Source organism: Paenarthrobacter sp. NPDC058040 (assembly GCF_042885775.1).
Lineage (GTDB): Bacteria > Actinomycetota > Actinomycetes > Actinomycetales > Micrococcaceae > Arthrobacter.
In genome coordinates, this window is record NZ_JBHVRN010000002.1 from 293076 (window position 1) to 317357 (window position 24282).

Consider the following 24282-nt stretch of genomic DNA (forward strand, 5'->3'; position numbering starts at 1 on the left):
ATAACGACTGGTCGCGTTGGTTACATCGAATTGCGCGGTTCGGAAGCAGTTCTGGCTCCTGCAGCCTCGAACAACGGAACTCCGATCTGAGGGACTGCCTCGATCAGCAACCGTGTGGAAGGATGCTGGGGGTTGGCCAGGACTTCGTCTACGGCACCGAACTCGACGAGGTTTCCTTTGTCCATAACCGCAACGAAGTCACATACATAGCGAACGATGGCGAGGTTGTGTGAAATGAATAATGAGGTCAAACCCAGTTCCGACTGAAGCTTGCGAAAAAGGTTCAAGACGGTTCCTTGAACGGAAACGTCCAGGGCTGACGTCATTTCATCGGCGAGCAAAACCGACGGCTTGGCACCGAGGGCCCGAGCCAGGGCCACCCTTTGGCGTTGCCCGCCAGAGAGTTTCTGGGGGTACCTGGACGCGAAACTACGATCCAGTCCCACGAGGTCAAGCAACCCGTGAGTCTCTGCAACAAGTGTGCTCTTTGATCGCCGGACAACTGTTGGCTCTCCGGGTTGCCTGTCACCTGCGCGCAGCCCCTCAATGATCGAGTCGCCGATGGTCATCCGAGGATTCAGTGAAGAATATGGATCCTGGAAGACCATCTGCAGGGCCCGTCGATGGCGCCTACTGGCGCTCCCGGATCCCAAGAGGGACTTCCCATCCAAGAGAACTTCACCTGACGTAGCATGTTCCAGACCTATAGCAACCCGGGCAAGCGTCGATTTGCCTGAACCGGATTCCCCCAACAAACCAACAGTCGAGCCCGAGGGTACAGTAAATGACACGTCCTTCACGGCACGAACTGTCTTTGATCCACGTCCGAAATTCACTACGAGATTCTGAAATTCAAGTGTCGTCATGATCGCTGCTCCTTCATAAAGTCACCAACTGTTGCCAACGGGCGGGTCTTGTCTGTTGTCAGCGTTGGGATTGAGGCCATGAGCGCACGCGTGTACGGATGGACAGCCAGACCAGCGACCAAATCCGACGTTGAAATGTCTTCGACCAGCTCTCCCTGGTACATGACCAGGACCCGATCGCAGAACCCAGTCACCAGCGCAATGTCGTGGGAGATAAACATGACGGCTGAGCCGTGTTCGACTGAAACTCGATCCAAGACTTGAAGGACAGTTCGCTGGACAGTCGCGTCAAGCGCAGTGGTGGGTTCATCAGCAATGATGAGGCGCGGATTTCCCATAAGGCCCATCGCAATCATGGCCCTTTGGCGCATACCTCCCGAGAATTGGAAGGGATATTGCTTGAAACGCAGTTCGGGATCAGGTATCCCCACTTCGTTCAAGCGATCGATTGCCATATTCTTTGATGCGGACGCCGAATGGTGTCCGTGAACTTTGGCGACTTCAGAAACCTGTGGACCAATTCGTGTTGAGGGATTCAGGGAAGACATGGGGTCTTGGAAGACCATTGACATTGTGAGACCGAGCTTGGCCGCATGTGAGTCAATTTCCCGCCGGCTCAAACCGGCAAGTTCCACACCATCAAACATGATGGACTCCGCATCGACGCGGGCAGGGTCTTCAATGAGCTGGCTGATTGCGAGGGCCGTGAGGCTCTTCCCCGACCCGGACTCTCCAACTATGCCTACCCGTTCGCCGGCCGCAACATCAAAACTTACACTGCGGACTGGAGTTATCCATTGTCCAAGTGCGGGAAATGAAACGTGCAAATTCCGAACTGAGAGAACGTTGCCTGACGACGGACGTGCAGGTTCTTCGGCGTCCACCGCCCGCTCGATCGTGTCCCTTCGGCCTGGAAAACCCGCCATCTTTCGAAGCGAAATTACCGGATTCACACCCAATGCGCGCCCGATAGTGTCTCCAAGCATCGTCAGAACAATGCCAGCAAGGGTGACAGCCAGTGCAGGTGCCAAGGCCGCGGCTGGGGAAATGTAAAGCCTGGACAGTCCCTCAGCAAGCAATCGTCCCCAGTCATAGGCGGGAGGCTGCAGGCCGAGGCCCAGGAACGAAAGGCCAGCCATCGCAGTGAGACACCCAGCGGCCACCATCGTTGCGTTGACCACCACCACATCTGTGATGCTGGGGATGATGTGCCGAATGAGGATCACGAATCTGGGCACGCCGAGGATTTTTGCTGCGCTGATAAAGTCACGGCCGCTAACGCTGGCGGACATCGTCTGACATAGCCTCGCCATATCCGGAACAATAGCCAAACCGAGGGCAACGACTGCGCCTGTGGTTCCTTGGCCAAGAACTACGGCCAGGAAGAGCACCAGGAGCAAGGAGGGGAAAGCGATCATCATGTTCACGAACGCAACGACCATTCGCCCTATGGATGGCGGCAGGACACTGGGCAGGCAACCGACAACGATGCCCAGAGTCACTCCGATGACGGTGGCCACCATTCCATACATGAGGGACAGTTGTGTCGCGACAAGAGTCCTGAGGAGGATGTCCCGTCCTGAAGCGTCAGTTCCTAACCAGTGGTCAGCGCTGGGGCCTTGGGCAATCGACGTTACGTCAACAGCGGCCGCTTTGTCTCCAAAGATACTTGGAGCAAAAATTGCAATTCCAATGAGTATAAGAGTCCCAAAGACGGCAATCGCACCCGTTGGCGTGCGAGCCTGTTGCATGAGTGACCGAAACCGACCGGTACTTACTGCAAGGGGATCTTGGTTGGTCGATGACATGAGAGCCTCTAAGTCGTTGTGATTCTGGAACGTGGATCAAATGCCGCGATGAGCAGATCTACGATGAGGTTGATGAGCAAAATGATTCCGCCATAGACCAGGACTATGCCCTGTACCAAGGAATAGTCCCTATTAGCGATGGACCCGACGACAGTGGAACCCATTCCTGGCCAAGCGAACACGGTCTCAACGAATACGCTGCCCGCTATCAGACCTCCGAACATCAAGCCAGCCATCGTCAATGTTGGCGTAATCAGGTTCGCAAGCACATGCCGGGAATACAGCCGGGCCTTACTGATTCGTTTGGACCTCGCCGTCCTAACGAAGTCTGCCTCCAACACGGACAAAGTCTCGGCTCGCACAATACGTGCAATAGCGCAGACCGCCGGTAATGCCAGCGAAAGGACGGGCAATACATAAGAAGTCGGTCCTGAACGGCCCGCTACCGGAAAAATGGGGGAACTTATCGCGAAGAGGAAGATAGAGATTGCTGCAACAACGAACACTGGAGCCACGGTAAAGAACCCCGTGATCGCGGAGAAAGTGGTGTCAAGCCACTTATTGCGACCCCCTCGCGTCATCTCAGCCACCAGCATCCCGAACGGAATTCCTGTAACAAGAATGACGATGATTGTGAGGACGGCCAACTCCAACGTCGCCGGCATTCGTTGAGCGATAATATCGAAAACGGGGAGTCGGTTGCCGTAGGAAGTACCCAGGTTCCCGTGAAAAAGACGTTCCCAGAAATGGAAGTACTGACTAAGCCACGAGTCGTCGAGGCCTAGTTCTGTCCGTCTGCGCAGTACTTGTTCGGGGCTTGCATCGGCCCCTAGCGACAGCCTTGCAGGGTCCCCGGGCAAGAAGCGCACCATTAGGTATGCGGCGGTGACAAGGACGACCACCGAAATGACTAAACGTACAAACCGGCGTGCGGCGTATGCGATCCATGGGTTTCTGGTCCTGGCCGCGGTGACTTTCTGCGACACAACTTCGTTGTTGTTTTCAGGCGATGGTTTTGTTGCCGGGGGAGGCAAGCCAATCCTCTGATCCGTGGATATTGGGCTTTTCATACATTCAAGTTTTCCAGCGTGACGCAGATCATGTACAGTGCGCGTTGCAGCGATATTTGATTGACTATTGTCAAATTGAACAACGCATGAGTGCCAGGGCCGACCACAACCTTCCTGGGAGCCCGTACATGCTGAAAAGTCCCGTGTCCCACCACATGCGTGGCGGGACACGGGACTGTTCCAGTGGATGATCAGCGCGAATCGCGGCCACGATAATTGCGGATCACTTCCAGGAGCCGTTCACCATCCAACGCATGCGCGACGATTCCATCACGCCCGGTCATGTCCTCTGCGGCGAGCATCGCGTTGAGGATTGCCTCTTCCGTTGCATCGGACACGGCTTCAAAAACGGGAGTCAGAAGTTGGTGTGGGACTGCCCTGAGCTCGTGGGTCATGGAAAGGTCAGGGCTGCCGTAGTATTCGCCCGGGATGCTGTCATTGCCCGTTGAAAACGCAATCATGATGTCGCCGCTCGAATCAGAGGCGGCACCGCCCACGCGAGAGAGTCCGACGGCGGCACGCATCGCAAGTCGACGGCATTGACCCGGGAGCAGCGGCGCATCCGTCGCCACGATCACGATGATGGAACCGGCGCCCGCAGGAAGGCGGTGATACGCGGCGGAAGAACGGGAGGATATCGGAACGGGTACCTCCGACTCCGGAATCAGGAATCCCACAGGTACACCGTCCACGCGGAGGGCCTCCCGCGTGCCATAGTTTGCCTGCACGAGAACGCCCACCGTCCATCCACCGTCCTTCTCGGACAAGACCCGGGAAGAAGTGCCGATTCCTCCTTTGAACTCGTGGCAAAGCATCCCGGTTCCGCCACCGACGTTCCCCTCGGCCACCGGACCGGGTTGCGCCGCGTCGAGGGCATCGAAGACATGTTGGGCGGTGACGTGTTGGCCGTGAATATCGTTGAGGACGCCGTCGTAAGTTTCGCCGACGACGGGCATCGACCAGTACGTGTCCGTTCCCGAGGTTCGGGTGTCGTATTCGGCGATCGCATCGCGGACCACCCCGACGCTGAAGGTGTTCGTCAACCCGATTGGCGTCGTCAGCAGCCCACTCTCCCGGACCCATTCGAGACCGGTCAATTCACCGTTGCCGTTCAAACTCACGGCCCCGGCAAAGACGGGCTTGTCGCGCACGCTGTCGGCACGAGGCTGAACGATAGTGACACCGGTACGCACCGGGCCGTCAGATGATGGACTTGTGCCGGAGATCAGGGTTGTATGACCGACGCGGACGCCGGCGACGTCCGTTATGGCGTTGTGTTGCCCGGTGGCAAAAGAACCGATTCCGAGTCCGAGATCCCGAAGGCGTGTCATAAGTTCAGTCCATTCTTCGCGTGCTAGCTGTTTGGGTGCAATTCAGGTGTTGATTTCATCTAGGCGGGGCGGCGCAGTATGTACGAGCCACGGCTATCAAGGCCCATCACCCGGGAACCGGAAGCGAATTCGCTCATGAAGCATTCACGCACAACGGAGCGCCATTCCCGTGCGGCGCCGGGCTGCGTCCGGCGAAGTGACTCAATATCATCCGGTGTCGCCACCGAGACAACTGTTGACTCGGTGGCGACCGAAACATGCGGGTAACCGTTCGCATCCGTCACGATGAGTTCAGTTGCCTTGAGCCGAGGCAACTCATGTTCCGGACTGCCAGGGCTGCTGGAACCGACGATGTCACTGACAAGATCCCAGGTGATGAGAAGCCGATCTGACGCGTCCGAGCCGTTGATTGCGTCGTCCATCTGCCCGTAGAAATTTGGAAGGTACTCCGTTGGTAAGGCACCCAGTTTGACGATATTAAAGAAGGCATTCCGCCGAACGAGCGGATCAACTGTCCAAGTTATGGTGTGCATTGATGACTCAAGTGCCCACGCACGCTGATGCAACTTGATTGCCTGGCCCACTTTGCGGCCCCGCATTGAACCGGAAACACCCGTGATGTGGCTGTGGAGGCAACGCTGATCAGGTTGTTCGCAAAAGCCGACGCTCATCCCGACAAGTTTGGATCCAACATATGCTCCGGATACATAGTTTCCTGTCTTGGCCAATACCCTGAGGATGCCCAGGGTCATACTTAGGTTCGAGGCGTCCGGACGCCACGTCTCCTTGTAGAGCTCATAGGCATCACTGAGTTCGTCGGGCGCGTTGAGCGTCCGTACCGTGACGCCGGCGGAAGCGGCAGCGGCCTCCGCGAGTTGATGAGCCAGCGCTGCGACGTTGGACGCATTGCCCAGGGTGAGTTCAGTCATACTCACAAGCGTGCCGGAGGGCCTGGCCGCGTGTCTTGTGCGTCGGCACCCAATGTGAGCGCCGCACTGTGCTGTTTGACCAACCGCGGATTGGCCATGCCGTCACGCCATGAAACACCAACGGCGAAAGGCCCCACCAGAACGACTGGGAGGGCCTTGCGAAGCCCATCGCCAGGTTCGTGACGGGCTGAGAGCGTGCAAGAGTTCGCAGTGCTTACCCGCGGTCCGGACGCACGGATGCGGTGTGTACCGTCATTTCGGCGAGCACACCTGGGATCGGTTCGACTCCAAGTCCTGGTGCCGTCGGGATCTTGATGTAACCGTCCTCCAGCACAAACGGTTCAGTCAGGTCCTGTTCATAGAAGCGGTCGGAGGCAGAGATATCGCCCGGCAGCGTGAATCCGGGCAAACCCGCCAGCGCCGAGTTCGCAGCTCGTCCAAGGCCTGACTCAAGCATTCCACCACACCACGCCGGAATACCGTTGGCGCGTGCGATCTCATGGATGCGCTTTGCCTCCACGTACCCGCCTACACGCCCCGCCTTGATATTGATGACATCCGCTGCGCCCCAGGCAATCGCGTCGGCAGCTCGTTCGGCAGACACGATGGACTCATCAAGGCACATGGGAGTCCGCATCGTCTTCGCGAGGATTGCGTGCTGCCGCAGGTCGTCCTCGGCCAGCGGCTGTTCTATAAGCAGCAAGTCGAATTCATCGAACCGGCGAAGTGTGGGTGCATCGGCCAGCGTGTAGGCGGCATTGGCGTCGACCTGAAGAGGAATGTCGCCATACTTCTCGCGAACCGCTCGCACTGGCTCGATATCCCACCCAGGCTTCACCTTGAGCTTGATCCGCACGTAACCTTCGCCAAGGAAGTTTCCAACGACATCGAGGAGTTCGGGAATCGAGTCCGCGATCCCGACTGACACCCCCGACTTGACCTTCGAAACAGTTGCTCCAAAGTACGAGGCGAAAGAACGTCCGCTGGCACGCAGTTGCGCGTCCAAAATCGCCATCTCCAAGCCGGCTTTCGCCATCCGGTGTCCGATGATCGGTCGAAGTACGTGCCCCACCGTCTCTGCCGTGACATCGTGGCCGGCAGCTTGGTGCGCGAACAGCATGGGGACGAGATACTTTTCGAGAACGGCCCGGGTACCATCCACGTACTCCTCGGAATACAGAGGATCACTCATCGCCACACACTCCCCCCAGCCAATGGTCTGCACACCGTCTTCGAGAGCTGTAACCTTCACCAGCAGGGGCCGTCGTTCGGTCTGAGTACCGAATGATGTGGTGAATGGGCTCTTGAGCGGCATTCTTACCGTTATCAGCTCAACTTCGATGATGTTCATGCAGAATTCCTTTCGGTGCGGCGTGAACCGCGGGTGTGTTTGCCAAGGCGATCCGCTGATCGACGCCGCAACTTGACCTAACCTTGCCCGTTCGGAGGCCCTCATACATCGTTCGATAGAACAATCCTGCATCCGGCGACTATGCCGCCCGCACACTGACTGCAGAGCCCGTACCCAGGCGATGGGTGTCAGCCGAAGAGGCGTGACTGCAATATGAGACCAAAGCGTGTGTCGGCGTCGGAAAGGTCGATCCCGCCGATCTCGCACAGCCGCGCGAGACGAAACCGGAACGTGTTCCGGTGCACATGAACGGCGTCTGCGGCCATCCTGACGTCGCCGAAATGCTCCAGCCAGCTTCTGAGGGTCTCGACGTAGGCCGTGCCATGTTCTTCGTCATGTGAGATGAGGACTGCCAGCGGCCCACTTACTTGGACACCATCGTCTGCCAACGTGTTGGCAATACGCAGCATCAACCATTCCACCTGCACATCGGCCAGAGTCTGAACGGGCCCCTTTTCGAAGGTGCCACTTTGCAGGACGCGCAGGGCAGCATCCGCTTCTGACCTTGACTGGTCGAGATCCGTAACACTGTGGGCTACTGAACCGACTCCCGCGAGGAACCTGCTGGTCGTGTCCATACGGGCGATAAATTCCCGGGCAAGCCGAACAGCCCTCTGCTGGGCACGCTCGTCGTCGGCGCGGAGGGGCACTACCGCATAGATCGTGCCGCTGATCAGTGCCGCCAGTGCCCCCGGGGAGAGTGGGTGGAGGTACATGTTCAGCGAACTCACTACCCGTTGGAGTTCGGCTTCTGAACGAAGCGGGTCCTCAGCAGCTTCATGTCTGGTCCCGAAGGCGACAACACACGTCGGAAGCGAGGCAATATTCAATTGCTTGGCGGCGTCCCTCGCCTGCTGACCTCCCTCGATCAATGTACTCACCAGCCCGAGACGCTGCCTGGCAAACGAATCAGACGTTGCCCGGGCACGCAGCATGGTGAGAGCAATGACGCTCGCGGCCTCGACAAAACCCTGTTCACGCCGCTCCGTCAGCGGTTCGTGTACCACCGCCCAGATTGACCCGAGTACTTCCTCGCCGGCTTTTACCCTCATGGCAACGCGGGGAAACTCCGTGGGAATACTCGGCTGGATGAAGACCGGACGGTCAGATGTGTAGATGCGCCGGAAGACCCCTTGGGCGCGGTGGTCGTCTCCGTAGACGGCTGGCACTTGCAGCCCGAGGATCGTCAACCGGCGCGATTCGTCCGTGCCGGCTTGGTCGGCGGAAAAGGCCATAACCCGCGAGGAGAGGTCCTCGATGGTCACGGGCGCCTGCAAGAGGGCCGCCACCATGTTCGCCAATTCAAAGAGATCCGTAGGTTCGTCGGAACCGGTTCCGACCGCGAGCCCGTTGGAGTCAGGGACGCTGAGCGCGGAAGACAGCATTGATGCCACCTGGATCCAGGAAGCGCCCCGAATGAGTCCGAAGATCACCATGCCCGTCTCGGCGACGGCCTCCGCGATTGCCGGATCATTTGGGACTGGTTCCTTCATCACCAGGGCCACCGCCCCATCGGCCGAGAAGGATCTTATCTGTTGGGCAGCGCCCTCCGCACTCGCCATTCCCACCCAAAGCACCACCGTACCTGGCACCACAATCGGCGGATCAATCGGATCGTAGAAGGCCACTGAGCTGACGCTGGTCCCGGGTTCGAAGTGCCCGGCCTCAACTGAGAGAAGGGTGGAGCCAAGCCGATCGAAAAGGCGGCCGAGGGTCGCCGTACCAGACACCCCGGCAGGGTAGTGCAAATCGACCATGATGGAACTCTCCTTTCTGGGGCCAGCTGGACGCATTCCGGTGTCAGGACGCTTGTACGATACTCGCGCATCAAAGCCCTGAACAGACGCTATAGGTTCAGGTCGGTGCCGATGACACAGAAAACGCGTCCAATGCTGTCCTTTTTGTACAAGACGCACTCCACCGGATTGGTGCACCGTAGAAAGTGAACATTTCATGGCCCACTCTCAAGAAGGAACTCTCCGATGAATCACGCCGATCTGCTCGAAGGCGTCTATCGCGTGACCGTCAGCGTCGCCCCGTCCCCTTCCAGCGCTTCCGCCCTTCTCCGGCTTGTGTCGGTCATTCATCGTCGGGGTACCGATGTCCAAAGCGTTGATTTCACGGTCGCAGCTGACCACAATGCCCACATGACCGCCACATTCGCGTCGTTTCCAGGGCGGGCCGCCACTCTGGTCAGGTCTTTTCAGGGTGCCGTCTGCGTCACGGATGCCCGGCTGGAGGTTTGGTCTGCCGGCCACTGGGCACCCCAGACCCTTTAGCCTTCGAAGAGTGTCCGCCATGACCGGTCGAAAGTGCTTTGCCATACATCGACAACTCGCCCTTCCGCATCCGTGACGAGGTAACTTGACCACCGATCGAAGGCCGAGCAGGGGTGGGAGATCCCGAAATGAGCAATATCCCCCACGTCAAAGCCATTAGCCTTCTCCAGGACGGTGTGGTGGTCGTACAGCTTCCGGACCACGCCACGGGCCTTGGGCTTTGCTTGGCCGTCAACCCCGAACGCGGCCAAGAGCACCGGGAATCCGGCGTCGTACGGCAGATCACGCTTACCTGCTCCGACGATGACCAGGCCGGGTTCAGGGACGGACAACACCACCGCACGGACTTCCAACGCCGGGATGAGGCCAGGGACAGGGCTAACCCCCGCGTAAGTACCGTGGTCGTGGGCTACGTAGCAACCGGACCGAAGAAGCCGGATCGTGCCAGGCACTTGCTCGTCGGTAGGGAGAAACTCAACAACACGGTCCGGAAACGCGGACCCACCCATTGAAAAGATGGGTGTACCCGTCTCAAAAAGATGGGCGACGTCGAGATAAACGTCCCGCACGCGGCGACAGTGGTCGTCAACCGCTGCGATGGTGTCATCGCCTCGCTCATTCGGCGCGACGCCCTCGTAGCCTGCCACTCCAACCAACTTGAGTTCAGGAGCGTCCGCCACGAGCTCTGCAATCCGTCGGGCCTCAACAATGTCACGGAGGCCGGTGCGTCCATCCGGAGCTCCGATGTCCAAAAGCACTTCAAGCACGGGTCCGGGTTCCGCGAACGCCTGCGAGGCTGCTTTTACACCGCCCTCGGAGTCAACAAAGCACCGAATCTCCCGGCTGGAGTCTTCCGCCAGCAGGGATCTCAACTGTGAGAGACCGAACGAATCCACCACCTGGTTGGCGATGAGGACTGAGGAGTGCCCCCAAGCAAGCACAGTCGCCGCTTGGTCAACGGTTGCGACGGTGACTCCCGCGGCGCCTGCGGCGACCTGCCGCTCGATGATTGGCGCGGACATCGTTGTCTTGACGTGTGGCGCCAGAGCCACGTCCCGCTGACTGCACCAGAAGGCCATGATGTCGATATTGTGCTGAAGCGCATCAACGGACAGGCACAACTGCGGGTATGAAGCAGAGATCACTCTTGGTCCTTTGCAGCGGCTCATGCCACTTCGACAACGAGTTCGATCTCGACGCATGCATTTAAGGGAAGTGCGGCAACACCGACGGCCGAGCGGGCATGTACTCCCGCGTCGCCCAGGACCTCTCCGAGTAGTTTCGATGCCCCGTTTACCACGTCGGGCTGGCCCGTAAAGTCGCTTGACGAGGCAACGAAACCCACCACTTTCACCACACGGACCACGGAGTCGAGCCCCACCAAGTCCTCTATCGCGGCAAGAGCGTTGAGTACGCAGAGTTCCGCGGCTGCCTTCGCATCTGTGACTGAGACTTCGCTGCCAACTTTTCCGGGCCGTTCGATCACGCCCTGAACGATCGGAAGCTGCCCAGAGGTGTAAACCAAGTTCCCGGACCGGACGGCCGGGACATAGATACCAGCCGGTTTGCTCACTTCCGGCAGGGAGTAGTTCGATTCCGCGAGGCGCTGCTCCCACAGCGATGGGGTGCGGGCAGCACCCTGTTTTGGATCGAGTCTGCGAGGGGATGCTGTAAAGGACACGTAGAAATCTCTCTGTGGAAGACGGCTGCCGCGATCCAGTATTCTGCGCTTCACACGAGAAAGCATCGGCATTCCTGACGAATATCTGCGTCAAACCGGTGCGAAAGTACAAAACCCAACGCTCGCTCTCGACGGCGGCGGCGGACCGGCTGACGGCAAAGTACGACGACGGGCGCCGACTTTTGCGCGAAAGGCGGCCACCCGTCGTCGTGCGTTAAGTGCGGGCCCTGTTCCCCGCCCACACCAGCGTCGCCACCCAAACCAAAGCCGCGAGCACGGCATACCCGGCCGTGATGGCGGGGAGGCTGAGGGAACGGGTGAGTTGGCCGGCGACGAGGCTGGGCAGTGCGGATCCCGTGTAGGAGATTGCATAGATGACCGCCAGGAGCCCGGCGCGTTCCTTGGGGAGGGCATGGGGCAGGAGCTTGTTCATGCTGCCAGAGGTGGCAATGCCCATGCCGACGCCGCCCACCACGCCGGCGCCGATGAAGAGAGCCAGGATCCCGGCGATGCTCGCGAAGGCAAGGCCGGCACCGGCGGCGGCAACCAAAGTCATTCCCACCCGCTGCGCCGTGCCGGGACCCAGCCGCCCGGCAAGGAATCCGCCGAGGAAGCCCGGCGCCATGTACGAGGCGAAGACGGCAGCGGCGATGATCGGGCTGTGCGAGCCGAGGTTGTCGGCCGCGATGGAGGGACCGAAGGAGTTGAAGTAGCCACCGAACGCCCACGTCGCCACGAAAACGCCGGACGCGAGGGCAAGGTGCGGCTTCGCGGCAGCGGGCACGGCAAGGTTCGGGAGAAGGGACCGCCATGCGCCGCCCACGCGTTTGACCGTTTCAGGCCGTGTGGCCAGCGCGATGGCGCAGGCGATGAGGAGCAGGGCGAAGACGCAGAAGGTGAGCTGCCGCGGGGCTGGGGCGAACTCCACCAGGATGCCCGAGAGGAATACCCCAAAGGACAGCCCAACGGTGGCACCCGCCGTCGTGACTGCGCCGACGAGCCACCTCGGGTGCTTGGGTGCCGTGTCCACCACATAGGCGCCGATGGCGCTTGAGGCGACGCCGGCCGCGAGCCCTTGGAGCGACCGGCCAAGCAGCAGGGGCAGGAAACTGTGGACCCACAACAGCATGACGCATCCGAGGACGGCGAGCGCCAACGCCGCAATGGACACGGGGCGGCGGCCAAAGTGGTTCGAGAGCCGGCCGAGGAAGAGCAGGGCGAAGACGGCGCAGCAGAAATAGGCGACGGCCACCAGTGAGAATTGGTCGTTCGTGAGGCCATCGGCAACTCGGTAGGTGTCGTACAGCGGAATCACGGCAGCGCCGGCGGCGAAGACACTGGTGAAGGATGCGGTGGCGGCGATGAAACCCCGGCTTTCCTTGGCCGGGGCGGCGACTGCTGCGGTCCGCGGGCCGGTCGAGGCGGTCACGGCTGGGTTGTTCATTCCTGTAACGCTACGGCGGCATTCCGGGCTCAGGGAGTCACTGGCGTTACCCCTACAAGCGCTCCTCCCTTTGACGTAGCGCAGGTCACGTCCTATGATTTATGAATCGATTCAAGATGTAACCCTCCTCACGTCGAAGTGCGGGGAAGAGCTCTTGTTCCTTGCCAATGACGGACAAAGGAGACTCACGAATGAACGTCATGCACCGCCGGGACGTCCAGCCCACCTTCGAGACCGCCCCTCTCGAGAACGGACAGGGCCACAAAGACCCCAAGAAAGCCGCGATGAGCGGTTGGATCGGAAGCGCACTCGAGTACTACGACTTCGCCCTGTACTCGCTGGCTGCAACGCTTCTGTTCCCCACGATTTTCTTCCCCAGCGAAAACCCCACCGTGGGCATCATCGCTTCCCTGGCCACCTACGCTGTTGGCTACGTTTCCCGTCCGATCGGCGCAGTGGTCCTGGGCGCCTACGGCGACAAGCACGGACGCAAGAAAGTCCTCGTCTTCGCGATGCTGCTCATGGGCTTCGCCACCTTTGCCGTCGGACTGCTCCCCACGTACGGACAGGTGGGACTCCTGGCTCCCGTCCTGCTGGTGATCCTTCGCCTCATCCAAGGCTTCGCCGTGGCAGGCGAACTGGGCGGGGCCAGCGCCATGATCGTGGAGCACTCCCCCGACGCCCGCCGCGGGTTCTTCGCGAGCTTCAGCCTGCAGGGAACCCAGGTTGGTTCCATCCTGGCCACGGCCGTCCTGATTCCGCTCGCGTCCCTGCTCCCCGACGACCAGTTCCACTTCTGGGGTTGGCGCATCCCGTTCCTGCTGAGCGCAGTGGTGATCCTGGCCGGCTACATCATCCGCCGCCGCGTCACGGAACCGCCCGCTTACCTGGCACAGTCCGAGGCTGCCCCGGCCAAGCGCCGCTTCCCGCTGTTCGACCTTCTCCGCACCCACCCATGGGTCCTGGTCCGCTGCATCGCCATGACCTTCACCAACGTCATCGGCATGGCAACGCTCATCTTCGGCGTCTCCTTTGCAACGCAAAAGGGCTACGGCATCGGATTCTCCAGCAGCGAGTTCCTGTGGGTCACGATGGCCGCCAACGTTGCCGCGGTGGTCACGATTCCGGTGTTCGGCGCCCTGTCCGACCGCATCGGCCGGCGGACGCTGATGGTTGCCGGTGGAATCGTGGGTGGCCTGCTCACCATGGGGTACCTGTACGCGATCCAGCTGGGCAGCCTGCCCTTGGTGTTCGTGTGCGTCGTGATCGTGCAAGGCATCTTCTTCCAGATGTGGAACGGCACGTTTGCCACGTTCTTCCAGGAACAGTTCCCCATGCGGATGCGCGTTACCGGCTTCGCGGTTTCCCAGAACATCGGCCTCATGATCGCCTCATTCTTCCCGAGCCTCTTCACGGCGATCGCTCCTCCGGGCTCCGCGAACATCCCCATGGTCATTGGCCTGACCACCCTGGGCATCTGCCTGGTCTCCGCCGTCGCCACGCTCCTGTCCTCCGACACCAAGGGCAAGACGCTGGACGAGCTCGAAGCGAACTAATCTGGCCTCATGGCACGACCCGCCTCTTCCGCCCGCGCATGGATCGGCACCATTGCCTTCCTGTTCCTTGCGCCCGGAATTGTCGCGGGGCTGGTGCCGTGGACCATCTCCGGTTGGCGGCGGCACGAGTGGGGTGAGGCCTGGTTCGTTGAGCCGATCGCGATGGTTGCCATCGCCGTCGGGGTTGCCTTCCTGCTGTACGCGTTCGCGCTCTTCGCCATCCACCGCGGGACTCCGGCACCGGTGGCGCCCACCGAGACGCTGGTGGTCACCGGCGTCTACCGTTTTGTCCGGAATCCGATGTATCTGGCGGTCCTCACGATCGTCCTGGGGCAGGCCCTGCTGTTCGCGAACTGGTGGGTTGCGTTCTATGCTGCGCTGGTTTTCCTGGCTGTCTTTACGTTCGTGAAAGGTTATGAGGAGCCGACACTGACCGACAGATATGGCGAGCAGTACCTCGATTACCGACGCCACGTGCCGGGGTGGTGGCCGCGGCTCACGCCGTGGCGCGGGTGAAGGAAGCTACTGCGCGCCGATGTCGATTCCCGTCACGGGATCCCCGGCGCGTTCGTACACCAGGCAGAGGGCGCCCTTGGGGAAAGCCTGCGGCGGCCCCACCAGCCGGAAGGCCGCCGGGATTCCCGTCCCCTCGGTCCACAGCTTCTTGCCCTTGCCGAAAGTGAGCGGATAGACGTACAGGTTCAACCGGTCAACGAGGTCGGCGTTGAGCAAAGAACGGGTAAGGTCGCCGCTGCCCACTACGTGAATATCATCGAAGCGGTCCTTGATGGACGCCACCTCGGATACATTCGACAATGCCGTAGTGCCCTGCCACGACGGGTCCGTTAGTGAATGCGACACCACGAACTTGGGCATGTTGTTGAACTTGCCCGCAATGGGATCGTCGGCACTCTGGTTGGGCCAGTACCCCGCGAAGATGTCGTAGGTCCTGCGGCCCAGGAGCAGGGCGTCCATGCGGTCGATGCCGGCCATGATCACCGCCCCGGTCCCTTCGTCCGAGTAGGCCGCCTGCCAGCCACCGAACTCGAAACCGCCGGAAGGATCCTCGTCGGGACCGCCGGGTGCCTGGTAGACACCATCAAGGGTGATGAACAAATCGACGGACAGCATTCCCATGTGCGCTCCTCCAAGTGGTGGTTTGCCACCACCCTGCCACGGCGAGGGGTTCGTGACCAGAGCTCCCTAGGCGCAAGCGAGGTTGCCCTTGAGCACCTTTCCCGTCCACGCGTTTGATGTGCCGGGAACCTTGTAGTAGCCGCGGATCTCGTAGGACCACGTGCCAATCACTTCGTAGCCGGAGGTGTACGTCTTGCCTGCCGCCTTGCTGAGATCACCCGTGAATTCGAGGTTGCCTGAGCGGTCGAAGATCTTGATCTCGTGGTAGTTGGCGTTGGCCACCGTGCTGAACGAATTCACGGTGACGGTGGCCCGGATGGCGAACTGGCAGCTCATGGTGACGTTGGCGGCAGCGGGGGCGGCCAGGCTCGCTGCGGAAAACTGCGGAGAGGCTTGTTCAACATCCCGGAAGGCCGCGCTTGCCGCCGTCGAACCCGTAAACACGCCAGCCGCCACAACCAGGGCCACAGCGATGCTGCGCAGGAGGTTGAAGCGGCTTTTCACGACTGGTCCTTTCGCGTGGCGTGGTTGGGGGTGCTACTTGACGGTTTCGGTGCGCTGGGTGCCGGTGAAGGAGAAGGCGATGGTGGAGGTGGCGCCTTGGAAGGTGTTGTCCGCGGTGGTCGGGAACGCGGTGGTGACCTTGAGGTTGTCGGTCTTGGCCGAGGTCAGGGAGGTCAGGTTGTTCAGGACCTTGTTCGCGGTGATCACCGGGGCCGAGGCCAGCACGGTGGTCTTGGTCCCGCCGCACGTGTACGGGGCTGCAGTGCCGGTCCACGGAACCGAGCAGTTCTCGATGGTCAACTGCAAACCATTGACGGTATCGGTGGTCAGCAGCGAGCCGGTGGCGCCGGCGGAGGTGGTCAGGGTGACGTTGTTCAGGTCCGAGTTGCCCGTATTGGAGAGCGTGACGAGCTTTTCCACCTTGTCACCGGGCAGCAGGCCCGCGACCGGGACGTTCAGGGTGTTCGAAGCCCCGGTACCCAGGGCGATGGTCACGGTCCCGGCGGTCACGGCCTGGGAAGCGGAGGTGGAGGAGGTGAACGCACCGTAGGTGCCCATCCCGGCGACGGCGGCCGCGGTGCCCACCAGGGCAACGGAAGCGAGGATCTTGCCGGAAGTGGTCTTGAGGCTGATGGCCATGTGAATCAGTGTCCTTTTCAACGTGGCCACCGTTTCCCCGGACGGCCATTCTCTTGTTTCCAGCCTTTCCGGCTGACAAGAAACACTTTGACGCCCACACCTCTAGACGAAATCCCGCAAACCCGCAAGGGTTCAACAGGAAAACCTCAAGACTTACTCAAGCAGGCAGCTCAAGCCTGAAGCCGCAGCCCAGGCACTGCAGGACCTTGGTCCCCAGCCGTACATCGAGGAGCACCAGGTCCTCGCCGGGGATCGGTTTCGCTGTCACACTGCGCCTGACCTCGATGGGGATCCTGGTCATGGGTTCGCCACAGTGGAGGTAGCTGTCGCCGAAGAGGATCAGGCCTTCGAGGTTTGCCTTGGTGTTCAGTTTCGCGGCAACTTCGCGGAAGGGGGTGAAATGGGAGATCACGGACCCGCAGTCCGCGCAGCTGTAGGACACCGCCACCAACAGGCCTACCGTGTGCGCCCGGACGGACTCAATCGAGTGGAGCACCAAGTGCTCGTCCGAGCCGCACGTTGAGCACCACATCCGCGCCCCCTGTGGCACGGACATTTCGCCCGATGGAGTTGAATCCTTTGCCATGGCTGCACCTCACATAACTAAGCATCCTTACTAAATATTAGCGCAGGTGCGGTCAAATGATGCCTAAGTGTTCCAGTTGCGCCGACATGCCGGCACCGTCGGGGGCGTAAATCCAAGGAACTCCAGGCGTCGGCTGGGCGTCGGACGAACGGCCACCGGCAAGCACAGCTTCACCCACCGAGAGCTGCCTGATGGCGATCGCCTTCACGTTCTCCGGGTGGCGCTGCGCGAACTCAGAGTAAATGGCAACATCGTGCTGGCCGTCATCGCCCACCAAGAGCCATTTGATGCCCGGAAACTCTTCCGCAAGGCGTTCCAGGCTGCCCTGTTTGTGTTCCTTCCCGCTCCTGAACCAGCGGTCCGTGGTGGGCCCCCAATCGGTGAGGAGTTTGGGGCCGGCCGGATACAGGTTGCGGGACAGGAAGCGCGAGATCGCGGGTGCTACGTTCCATGCACCGGTGGAAAGGTACAGGACGGGCGCTTCCGGGGCCTTCCTGGTGATCCGCTCGTACAGCACGGCCATGCCCGGCGTCGGGGTACGGGCGTGCTCGTTGAGCACGAACGTGTTCCACGCCGCGAGGAAGGGACGCGGCAGCGCGGTAACCATCACGGTGTCGTCAATGTCGGAGATGAGCCCGAAATCCGCGTCGTCCGGCACCACCTGCACGGGCGCCTCCACCATTTTGGAGGCCCCGGCCTGCAGGGTCACCGTGTGCCAGCCGGGTGCAAGGCCAGCCGGAATCCTGGCGTCCACCACCCCGCCGCGGTCCGCCTCGACGTCGTACTCCACCCCATCCACCGTGATGCGGACGGCAGCGTGCGCCACAGGCGCACTCGTGAAGTTGCGCCAACCGCGCAGCCCATCCGTGAGCGGCTTCCGCTTACCATCCGCCGAGCCGTTTCCGGCATAACGCGGATCGCTGCGCACCACGCGCGCCAGCACCCGGACCCAGGACGTGGATCCATAGCCGGTATGCGGAATCACGGTCACCTCATGGCCACGGCGGATGGCGAGCCTGTTCTGGAACCGCAACCAGGCGTCGTCGATCCTTGTGGCCAGGTGCCGCCGGCCCGCGGTGGCGTACGACGGCGGGTGGCCGGCTCCGTCCGTCTCGGAAAGTGTGCGCGGTGTCTGGGAACGTGAACGCATGCGTCCAGTCTGGCACGGGCGGGCCTTGCGGGGTCCGAGGCCGACTGCGGGGCCCGGCCTTGCGGGGGAAGCGGCAACTTGGACGACGCCGCCGGTTAAGGTTGGGTAGACCACTACGCGAAAGGCTCGACCCACGTGACCAGCAGCCCGGAAACACCCCAGCAGGGATACGCCTCCAACCGCTCAGTGACCCGGGCCATCAGCATCCTGCGCGCCCTGGCGGCATCGGGCACACCCATGACGGTCACGGATGTTGCGCGAAAGATCGGACTGGCCCGGGCCACCACTTTCCGGCTCCTCATGACGCTGGAGGACGAAGGCATGGTGGACCGCAAGGACACGTTGTATTCCCTGGGGTGGGACCTCGGCCGCCTCGCGCAGACGGTGGACCCCGCATCGGGCGTCGTGCCCCGCATCAAGGACATCCTGGACGAATTTGCCGATGAATCGGGAGAAACAGTGACCTTCAGCCTCCGGCGAGGGCTGTACGAACTGGACCTGGTGCTGCAGTCCTCGCCCCGGATCCTTGGTGTCACCATGTCCGATATGTACGGCATGCAATGGCCGCACCACGCATCGGCCACCGGCAAAGTGCTCCTCGCGGAGCTCACTCCCGAGCAATTGCGCATGGCCTTGGGTGACAAGCTCGAAGCCCTGACATCCCGGACCATTACGGACCGCGACGTGCTGGCCAAGGAACTGAAGACGGTCCACGAGCGCGGCTGGGCCAGCACGGTGCAGGAACTGGAAGACGGCATCATCGCCTTCGGCGCTCCCGTCCGGGACTCGGTGGGAACCATGCTGGGCGCCGTGTCCGTCGTCGGGCCCCTGCACCGCATGGAAAGCCCGGAGAAGCAGGCAGAGCTGTCAGCCCGCCTGGTTGCCGTTGCCGGCAAAGTCCAGCAGCGCATGAACCCGTCCGCCGCGGACTAGCGCAGCGCCGGGCGCCGTCTGCGCCACACACTGCGCACGTGCTCGCGGATGGTCTTTTGGCTGCGCCGGCTGACCATGATCACGCACGCGACGCCGGTCACCAGGACGATCGCGCCGCCCGCCGCCACCGCCCAACGGGCGCCGAACTCAGTACCGATCCAGCCCATGAGCGGCGCGCCGATCGCCGTGCCGCCCTGGAGGATGGCCAGGTACAACGCCAGCACTCTTCCGCGGAACTGCGGTTCCACGGACAACTGGATGGTGGTGTTGCAGCTGTTGAGGAAGGTGATGGATGCCAGCCCCACAGGAATCAGGACAACGGCGTAGATCCAGAACGACGGCGCGATGCTCGCCACGAGCGTGAAGGCGCCAAGGAACAAGGCTCCGCCGAGCATGAAGCGCAGGCGGGGTCCGGAACGCCGGGCTGCCAGCAGCGCCCCCGCGAGTGTTCCGACGGCCATGATGGATCCCAGCGCGCCGAATTCCTCGGGCCCCATGCCGAACTCCGCCGTGGCCATCAAGGAGTTGGTGACCGGGAAGTTCATCCCGAAGGCTCCAAGCAGCCCCACCATCGCCATGATGAGCACCAGGTCCGGGCGCTGGCGGACGTAGCTCAGGCCGTCCGTGAACTGGTGCTTGCCGCGGGCGACGGGGGTCGAGGGTTCAAGCTGGGAGACCTTGACCCGGAACAGGGAAAGGATCAAGGCAACGAAGCTCGCTGCATTGAGGAGGAAGACCGGACCCGTGCCGATCCAGGCAATGAGTACGCCGGCAATGGCCGGGCCCGTCAGCCTGGCGCTGTTGAAGGACGCCGAGTTGAGGGCTACGGCATTGGCGATCTTGTCCGGCCCTACGAGTTCGGACACAAAGGCCTGCCGGGCGGGCGCATCCATGGCGGCAGCGAGGCCCAAGGCCGCCGCGGCAATGTACACGTGCCACAACTGGGCCACTCCGGTAACCACCAGGATTCCGACGATCAGCCCGCAGATGCCCATGGCCGTTTGGGTCCAGAGCAGGATCACCCGTTTCCGGTAGCGGTCGGCCAGCACGCCGGCGTATGGACCCAGCAACAGCATAGGCAGGAACTGCAAGGCAGTGGTGACGCCGACGGCGGTGCCGGAGTGATTGGTCAGGACAGTCAGGACCAGCCAGTCCTGGGCCACGCGCTGCATCCACGTGCCGATATTGGAGACCAGCGCACCGCCGGCCCACATCCGGTAGTTGCGGTTTTCCAGGGCCTGGAACATGGCGCTCATTTGGCGCTCATTTCCTGCATGATGTGCGCGGCCCGGCTGAGTATCTGCCGGTCCTCATCGCTCAAGCCTGCAACGCGCTGCGCCAACCAGGCGGTCCGTTGGCTGCGTGCCTCGGCCAGGACGTCCTGCCCGGCGGGGGTGATGCTGATCTGGACCTGGCGCCCGTCGCCGGGATGGGCTTGCCGGGACACGAAGCCTTGTTCCGTCAGGGCGTTCACGATCCGGGTCATCGAAGGCGCTTGCACATGCTCACGTTCGGCAAGTTCCCTGAGGGTCTGCGACTCGGTGTTGAGGTGGGCCAGCACGGTGTACTGGCCAGGGGTGATGACATCGCCTGTCGCTTCGATCCGAAGCCGGCGGGACGTGCGCATCACCGCGGTGCGAAGGTCGATGGCGAGGGTGTCGGGTTCGTTGGCCGTGGTCACTATGGAGGCGCCTCCTGAGGTTGGGAAAATAGTTAGCAGTGCTAATTAGCTTTGCTAACCAGTATGCTCCTTACCTCAGGAGGCTGTCCATTGAATGTGACGAGGCGGACGCCCTCAGCTCAGGCGCTGACCACCTGTTCCTCGGCACCGGCTTCCACGCTGGCGGAGGCCAGGCCTGCCACCACCTTCCGCGCTCCACGAACCGCGATCGCCACACTCATCAGGGTCGGGTTCATCGCCGTCGCAGTGGGGATCAAGGCATTGCCGCCCAGCACCAGGTTTTCGTAGCCCCACACGCGTGACCATGGATCGGCAACCGAAGTGCCGTCGTCGGAATCCCCCATCCGCAAGGTGCCCTGGTAGTGGAGGCTGGAACCGTTCGGCATCAAGCGGGGCTCAGCCACGAACTCACCCAACGCCTCGCCAGCGCGGCGTAGCCGTGCCGTAGCATCCTCGATCTCGGCAGTTTCCCGGTCCGTCAGGGCGTAGCTGATGGTCATGTTCGGGAAGCCGCGGTAGTCCAGCTCGTTGTCGTCAAAGACCACGCCGTCCTCGAAACGAGGGTGCTTTCGCATGCCGTAGCCCATGTTGACGTAGCCCCAACGGTTCAGCGCGCGGGGCGCATCGGCCGGCATCGGGAACGGGGTGGTCTCGGAATACATCACCTGCACGGAGAAGGGGTGGTCCGGCTCGGAGAAGGGGATGCGGTTGACGGCGGCAACCGGGTCGGCGGGATTCTGGGCACGGCGCGCGAGTTCCGCGTCCAAGTCCGACTCAGTGGCGAAGCGTTCCATCTTCTCCGCGTCGAGGGCCACCGTGGAGATCACCACGGGGTGCTCCGTCAGGTAGTGGCCCAGCGCGCTGGGACGAATGCCGGAGGCCCACAGCAGCTGCGGAGAGCGGAACGCATCCGCGGCAACCACCACAACATCGGCTTCCACAAAGGACGATTCCCCGGTGCGGAGGTCTTCCACCGTGACGCCGGTGGTCCGGTTCCCCTCGGTTTCCACCCGGCGGACCAGGGTCAGGTCGCGGAGTTCAAACCGCTGGGACAGCGGCGATGCCGGGTCAATGAGCGATCCAAGGACAACGTCCGCTCCGGCCCAACGCATGGAGCCATCAGGCTGAGGGTCACCGGCAACGGGGAGCGTACTTACCCCGTAGCCTTCGGGGAGCTCACCGGCAAATTCCTCCTCCAGGAGGGACCGGATGGCTGAGCCAACGCCGGAATCGGCAAATGCCGCGCTTTGGACGTGCAGGAGTTCCTTGGCCCGGCCAATGAGGTTGTCCCACTCGGCGTCGTCGATGAACGGGATCTTCTCGCTGAAGGCGGGCGACGGCGTGGCGCAGGTCCAGTGGGCTCCCTGGCCGCCGACGTTGGTTGCCGCAGCCGCCGCCGGGAAGGTCTCCGCGTGCGCCGACCCCGCACCCCCGAAGTCGAGGAGGTGGGTGCCCTGGCGTGCAGTGAACATCCCTTCGGTCACGGTTCCGGCCGGGATGCCGAGCGACTCGCGGAAGGCACCGGCCTGCGGGCCTTGGGACATCTCCCGGGCGCGGGCCTTCGCCTCGGCATCGGGGATATTGCGCACGCTTTCGCCGGGGCGGTCCGTCAATTGCGGGCCTGCCTCGAACATGATGACCTTGGCGTCCGGGATGCCTTCCACCAGCAAACGCGCATAGGTGGAGCCGATCGGCCCGCTGCCGACGACGGCGATGGTCGGGTTCGCGGACAAGTGCTGGGAAGTCATGGGTTTCTCCTTCGTGGAGGTCAGGCCGAAAGGGACTCGGCGGGTTCTGGAGTGGGAGTGCGCGGCTCATCCGACAAGCGCCCGTGCGGGAGCAGGAGGGCAGCGATGATGCCGATTGCGTAGGTGGCCGCGAGCGCAATGAAGATCGGCGTAAATACCTGGCCGTAGATTTCGGCAACCGCCTCCTGCGTGGCCGCCGATGCTTGGTGGACGGCGTGGGGAGTCAGGGACGCCGGATCCAGTCCGGCGGGCAGCAATTGCGCAACGCCGAAGGCGATACTGCCACCGATGATGGCCGTGGCAATCGTGGACCCCACCTGGCGCACCAAGTTGATGGACGCCGTGATCGCCCCGGTTTGGTTGTCCGGCGCAGCACTCTGGACTACGGCCACTATCAGGCTCATGAAAGAACCGGTTCCCATTCCCACCACGGCCATGACCAGCATGGGCACCCAGAGCGGGAGCCCTCCTGGCAGGCCCGCCATCAAGAACAGGCCGCCCGCGCCCATGCACGTGCCGATGATGGGAAAAATCCGGTACCGTCCGGTGCGGCTCGCCAGCCACCCCGTCACGAGGTTGCTCACCAGCATGCCCAGGACGGTTGCTATGGGAACCAGTCCGGAGACCGTTGCACTGACCTGGTACGCCATCTGGAAATACGTGGGCAGGTAGGCGGTAATGGAGAAGAGCCCGACGCCGATGATCGCCGAGAGTGCCGTGCCCACGGCAATGGTCCGGTCGGCAAAGAAACGCAGTGGAACCATCGGCTCCGGCGCCCGGACTTCGATAACGAAGAACGCGAAGAGCGCTATCGCCGCTACCACCAATGCAGCAACGGCCTGGACTCCGCCACTGCGTTCAGCGGCCCACGTGACGCCGAGGACCAAGGACACCAGCCCCAGGGTGAAGGCGGCGGCACCGGCCACATCGTAGTGGCGGGGAATCACTCCGCGCCCAAGCCGAGGGACCGCCACGAAGGCAAAGGCCAAGGCAACGAGGCCCACAGGGATGTTGATCCAGAAGACCCAGGACCATCCCCAGTAATCGGTGATGGCTCCCCCGAGGACCGGACCTACCAGGATGGCGATCGGGAAAGCGGCGCCGATGATGGCCATGTACCGCGGCCGTTCCCGGGGAGTGGTCACCTTGGCAATGATGGTTTGGGACATGAGCTGCAGCCCGGCTGAGCTCATGCCCTGGACCACGCGGGAAACCACCAGCCAGGTCATGTCCTGCGCGAACCCGCAGGCGAGCGAAGCTACGAGGAAAAGAAGCAGGGAGACCAGGAAGACCCTGCGCGGGCCAAGGACATCCCCGAGTTTTCCAAGGACGGGCAGGAGGACGGTGCTGGCCAGGGTATAGCCCACCACCACCCAGCCCATGAGTTCCAGGGCCCCGAGTTCGCCGGCGATGGTGGCGAGCGAGGTGGAAACGACCGTGTGGTCGAGTGCCCCGAGGAAGGACACGGTCAGCAGTGATGCGACCAGGAAGCGAAGTCTTAAGGGTGAGAGTGGCATGGTGTTCTGCCC

The 24282-nt window shown here is 62.1% G+C and carries 23 protein-coding genes; 4 read left to right on the top strand and 19 right to left on the bottom strand.

Annotated elements, in window-relative coordinates:
- Positions 1–20: 20 nt before the first annotated feature.
- The 7 genes from ACFVSJ_RS04175 to ACFVSJ_RS04205 form a co-directional block, all read right to left on the bottom strand.
- Positions 21–866, bottom strand: a complete 846-nt coding sequence (locus ACFVSJ_RS04175; protein WP_387434679.1) for an ABC transporter ATP-binding protein — start codon at positions 864–866, stop codon at positions 21–23.
- On the bottom strand, positions 863–2398 hold the full coding sequence (locus tag ACFVSJ_RS04180) for a dipeptide/oligopeptide/nickel ABC transporter permease/ATP-binding protein (protein ID WP_387434681.1): 1536 nt from the start codon (positions 2396–2398) through the stop codon (positions 863–865). Before ACFVSJ_RS04180 ends, ACFVSJ_RS04175 begins: the two co-directional genes overlap by 4 nt.
- 284 nt (positions 2399–2682) lie before the next feature.
- Positions 2683–3744 carry an ABC transporter permease gene (locus ACFVSJ_RS04185; protein ID WP_387434682.1) on the bottom strand — a complete coding sequence of 354 codons (1062 nt, stop codon included), beginning with the start codon at positions 3742–3744 and terminating at the stop codon, positions 2683–2685.
- A 191-nt stretch (positions 3745–3935) separates the two neighbouring features.
- Complete coding sequence (locus ACFVSJ_RS04190; protein WP_387434683.1) at positions 3936–5075, bottom strand: P1 family peptidase; 1140 nt, start codon at positions 5073–5075, stop codon at positions 3936–3938.
- A gap of 59 nt (positions 5076–5134) precedes the next feature.
- The gene (locus ACFVSJ_RS04195; protein ID WP_387434684.1) at positions 5135–6004 is read right to left on the bottom strand and encodes a GNAT family N-acetyltransferase; all 870 of its coding nucleotides are present in this window, start codon (positions 6002–6004) and stop codon (positions 5135–5137) included.
- A gap of 214 nt (positions 6005–6218) precedes the next feature.
- The gene (menC, locus tag ACFVSJ_RS04200) at positions 6219–7355 is read right to left on the bottom strand and encodes an o-succinylbenzoate synthase (protein WP_387434685.1); all 1137 of its coding nucleotides are present in this window, start codon (positions 7353–7355) and stop codon (positions 6219–6221) included.
- 188 nt (positions 7356–7543) lie between these two features.
- On the bottom strand, positions 7544–9172 hold the full coding sequence (locus ACFVSJ_RS04205) for a PucR family transcriptional regulator (RefSeq protein WP_387434686.1): 1629 nt from the start codon (positions 9170–9172) through the stop codon (positions 7544–7546).
- Positions 9173–9397: 225 nt separating this feature from the next.
- Here ACFVSJ_RS04205 and ACFVSJ_RS04210 point away from each other — a divergent pair, with 225 nt between their 5' ends.
- Positions 9398–9694 (top strand): hypothetical protein, encoded by a 297-nt coding sequence (locus ACFVSJ_RS04210; RefSeq protein WP_387434688.1) that lies wholly within the window; start codon positions 9398–9400, stop codon positions 9692–9694.
- Here ACFVSJ_RS04210 and ACFVSJ_RS04215 read toward each other — a convergent pair.
- The 3 genes from ACFVSJ_RS04215 to ACFVSJ_RS04225 all read right to left on the bottom strand — a co-directional run bounded on the left by ACFVSJ_RS04215 (position 9691) and on the right by ACFVSJ_RS04225 (position 12819).
- Positions 9691–10839: an alanine racemase gene (locus ACFVSJ_RS04215; RefSeq protein ID WP_387434690.1), complete on the bottom strand. Its 1149-nt coding sequence runs from the start codon at positions 10837–10839 to the stop codon at positions 9691–9693. The two genes, ACFVSJ_RS04210 and ACFVSJ_RS04215, sit on opposite strands and share 4 nt — an antisense overlap.
- A 20-nt stretch (positions 10840–10859) precedes the next feature.
- Entirely contained in the window at positions 10860–11375 is a 516-nt protein-coding gene (locus tag ACFVSJ_RS04220; RefSeq protein ID WP_387434691.1) for a RidA family protein, read from the bottom strand.
- Positions 11376–11589: 214 nt separating this feature from the next.
- Positions 11590–12819 (bottom strand): MFS transporter, encoded by a 1230-nt coding sequence (locus ACFVSJ_RS04225; RefSeq protein WP_387434693.1) that lies wholly within the window; start codon positions 12817–12819, stop codon positions 11590–11592.
- A gap of 191 nt (positions 12820–13010) precedes the next feature.
- Here ACFVSJ_RS04225 and ACFVSJ_RS04230 point away from each other — a divergent pair, with 191 nt between their 5' ends.
- Together ACFVSJ_RS04230 and ACFVSJ_RS04235 are read left to right on the top strand one after the other, a co-directional pair.
- Positions 13011–14375 (top strand): MFS transporter, encoded by a 1365-nt coding sequence (locus tag ACFVSJ_RS04230; protein ID WP_387434694.1) that lies wholly within the window; start codon positions 13011–13013, stop codon positions 14373–14375.
- Between the two features lie 9 nt (positions 14376–14384).
- A complete protein-coding gene (locus tag ACFVSJ_RS04235) occupies positions 14385–14891 on the top strand; it encodes a methyltransferase family protein (RefSeq protein ID WP_387434696.1) in 507 nt (168 codons plus the stop codon).
- A 6-nt stretch (positions 14892–14897) separates the two neighbouring features.
- Here ACFVSJ_RS04235 and ACFVSJ_RS04240 read toward each other — a convergent pair whose 3' ends face one another.
- From ACFVSJ_RS04240 to ACFVSJ_RS04260, 5 genes are all read right to left on the bottom strand, one after another.
- Complete coding sequence (locus tag ACFVSJ_RS04240) at positions 14898–15512, bottom strand: dihydrofolate reductase family protein (protein WP_387434697.1); 615 nt, start codon at positions 15510–15512, stop codon at positions 14898–14900.
- 66 nt (positions 15513–15578) lie between these two features.
- The gene (locus tag ACFVSJ_RS04245; RefSeq protein ID WP_387434699.1) at positions 15579–16016 is read right to left on the bottom strand and encodes a hypothetical protein; all 438 of its coding nucleotides are present in this window, start codon (positions 16014–16016) and stop codon (positions 15579–15581) included.
- Between the two features lie 33 nt (positions 16017–16049).
- Complete coding sequence (locus tag ACFVSJ_RS04250) at positions 16050–16655, bottom strand: TasA family protein (RefSeq protein WP_387434700.1); 606 nt, start codon at positions 16653–16655, stop codon at positions 16050–16052.
- Between the two features lie 157 nt (positions 16656–16812).
- Positions 16813–17241 (bottom strand): hypothetical protein, encoded by a 429-nt coding sequence (locus ACFVSJ_RS04255; RefSeq protein WP_387434701.1) that lies wholly within the window; start codon positions 17239–17241, stop codon positions 16813–16815.
- A gap of 52 nt (positions 17242–17293) precedes the next feature.
- On the bottom strand, positions 17294–18391 hold the full coding sequence (locus tag ACFVSJ_RS04260; RefSeq protein ID WP_387434703.1) for an App1 family protein: 1098 nt from the start codon (positions 18389–18391) through the stop codon (positions 17294–17296).
- Between the two features lie 135 nt (positions 18392–18526).
- Between ACFVSJ_RS04260 and ACFVSJ_RS04265 the strand changes: the two genes are divergently transcribed.
- The gene (locus ACFVSJ_RS04265; protein ID WP_387434704.1) at positions 18527–19324 is read left to right on the top strand and encodes an IclR family transcriptional regulator; all 798 of its coding nucleotides are present in this window, start codon (positions 18527–18529) and stop codon (positions 19322–19324) included.
- On the opposite strand, the gene ACFVSJ_RS04270 is transcribed toward ACFVSJ_RS04265, so the two are convergent.
- From ACFVSJ_RS04270 to ACFVSJ_RS04285, 4 genes are all read right to left on the bottom strand, one after another.
- Entirely contained in the window at positions 19321–20580 is a 1260-nt protein-coding gene (locus ACFVSJ_RS04270; protein WP_387434705.1) for an MFS transporter, read from the bottom strand. The genes ACFVSJ_RS04265 and ACFVSJ_RS04270 overlap by 4 nt on opposite strands.
- Positions 20577–20951 (bottom strand): MarR family winged helix-turn-helix transcriptional regulator, encoded by a 375-nt coding sequence (locus ACFVSJ_RS04275; protein ID WP_387434790.1) that lies wholly within the window; start codon positions 20949–20951, stop codon positions 20577–20579. The genes ACFVSJ_RS04270 and ACFVSJ_RS04275 overlap by 4 nt, the downstream gene beginning before the upstream one ends.
- Positions 20952–21124: 173 nt before the next feature.
- Positions 21125–22753 carry a GMC oxidoreductase gene (locus ACFVSJ_RS04280; RefSeq protein WP_387434706.1) on the bottom strand — a complete coding sequence of 543 codons (1629 nt, stop codon included), beginning with the start codon at positions 22751–22753 and terminating at the stop codon, positions 21125–21127.
- Positions 22754–22773: 20 nt separating this feature from the next.
- A complete protein-coding gene (locus tag ACFVSJ_RS04285; RefSeq protein ID WP_387434792.1) occupies positions 22774–24270 on the bottom strand; it encodes an MFS transporter in 1497 nt (498 codons plus the stop codon).
- Positions 24271–24282 lie beyond the last annotated feature (12 nt).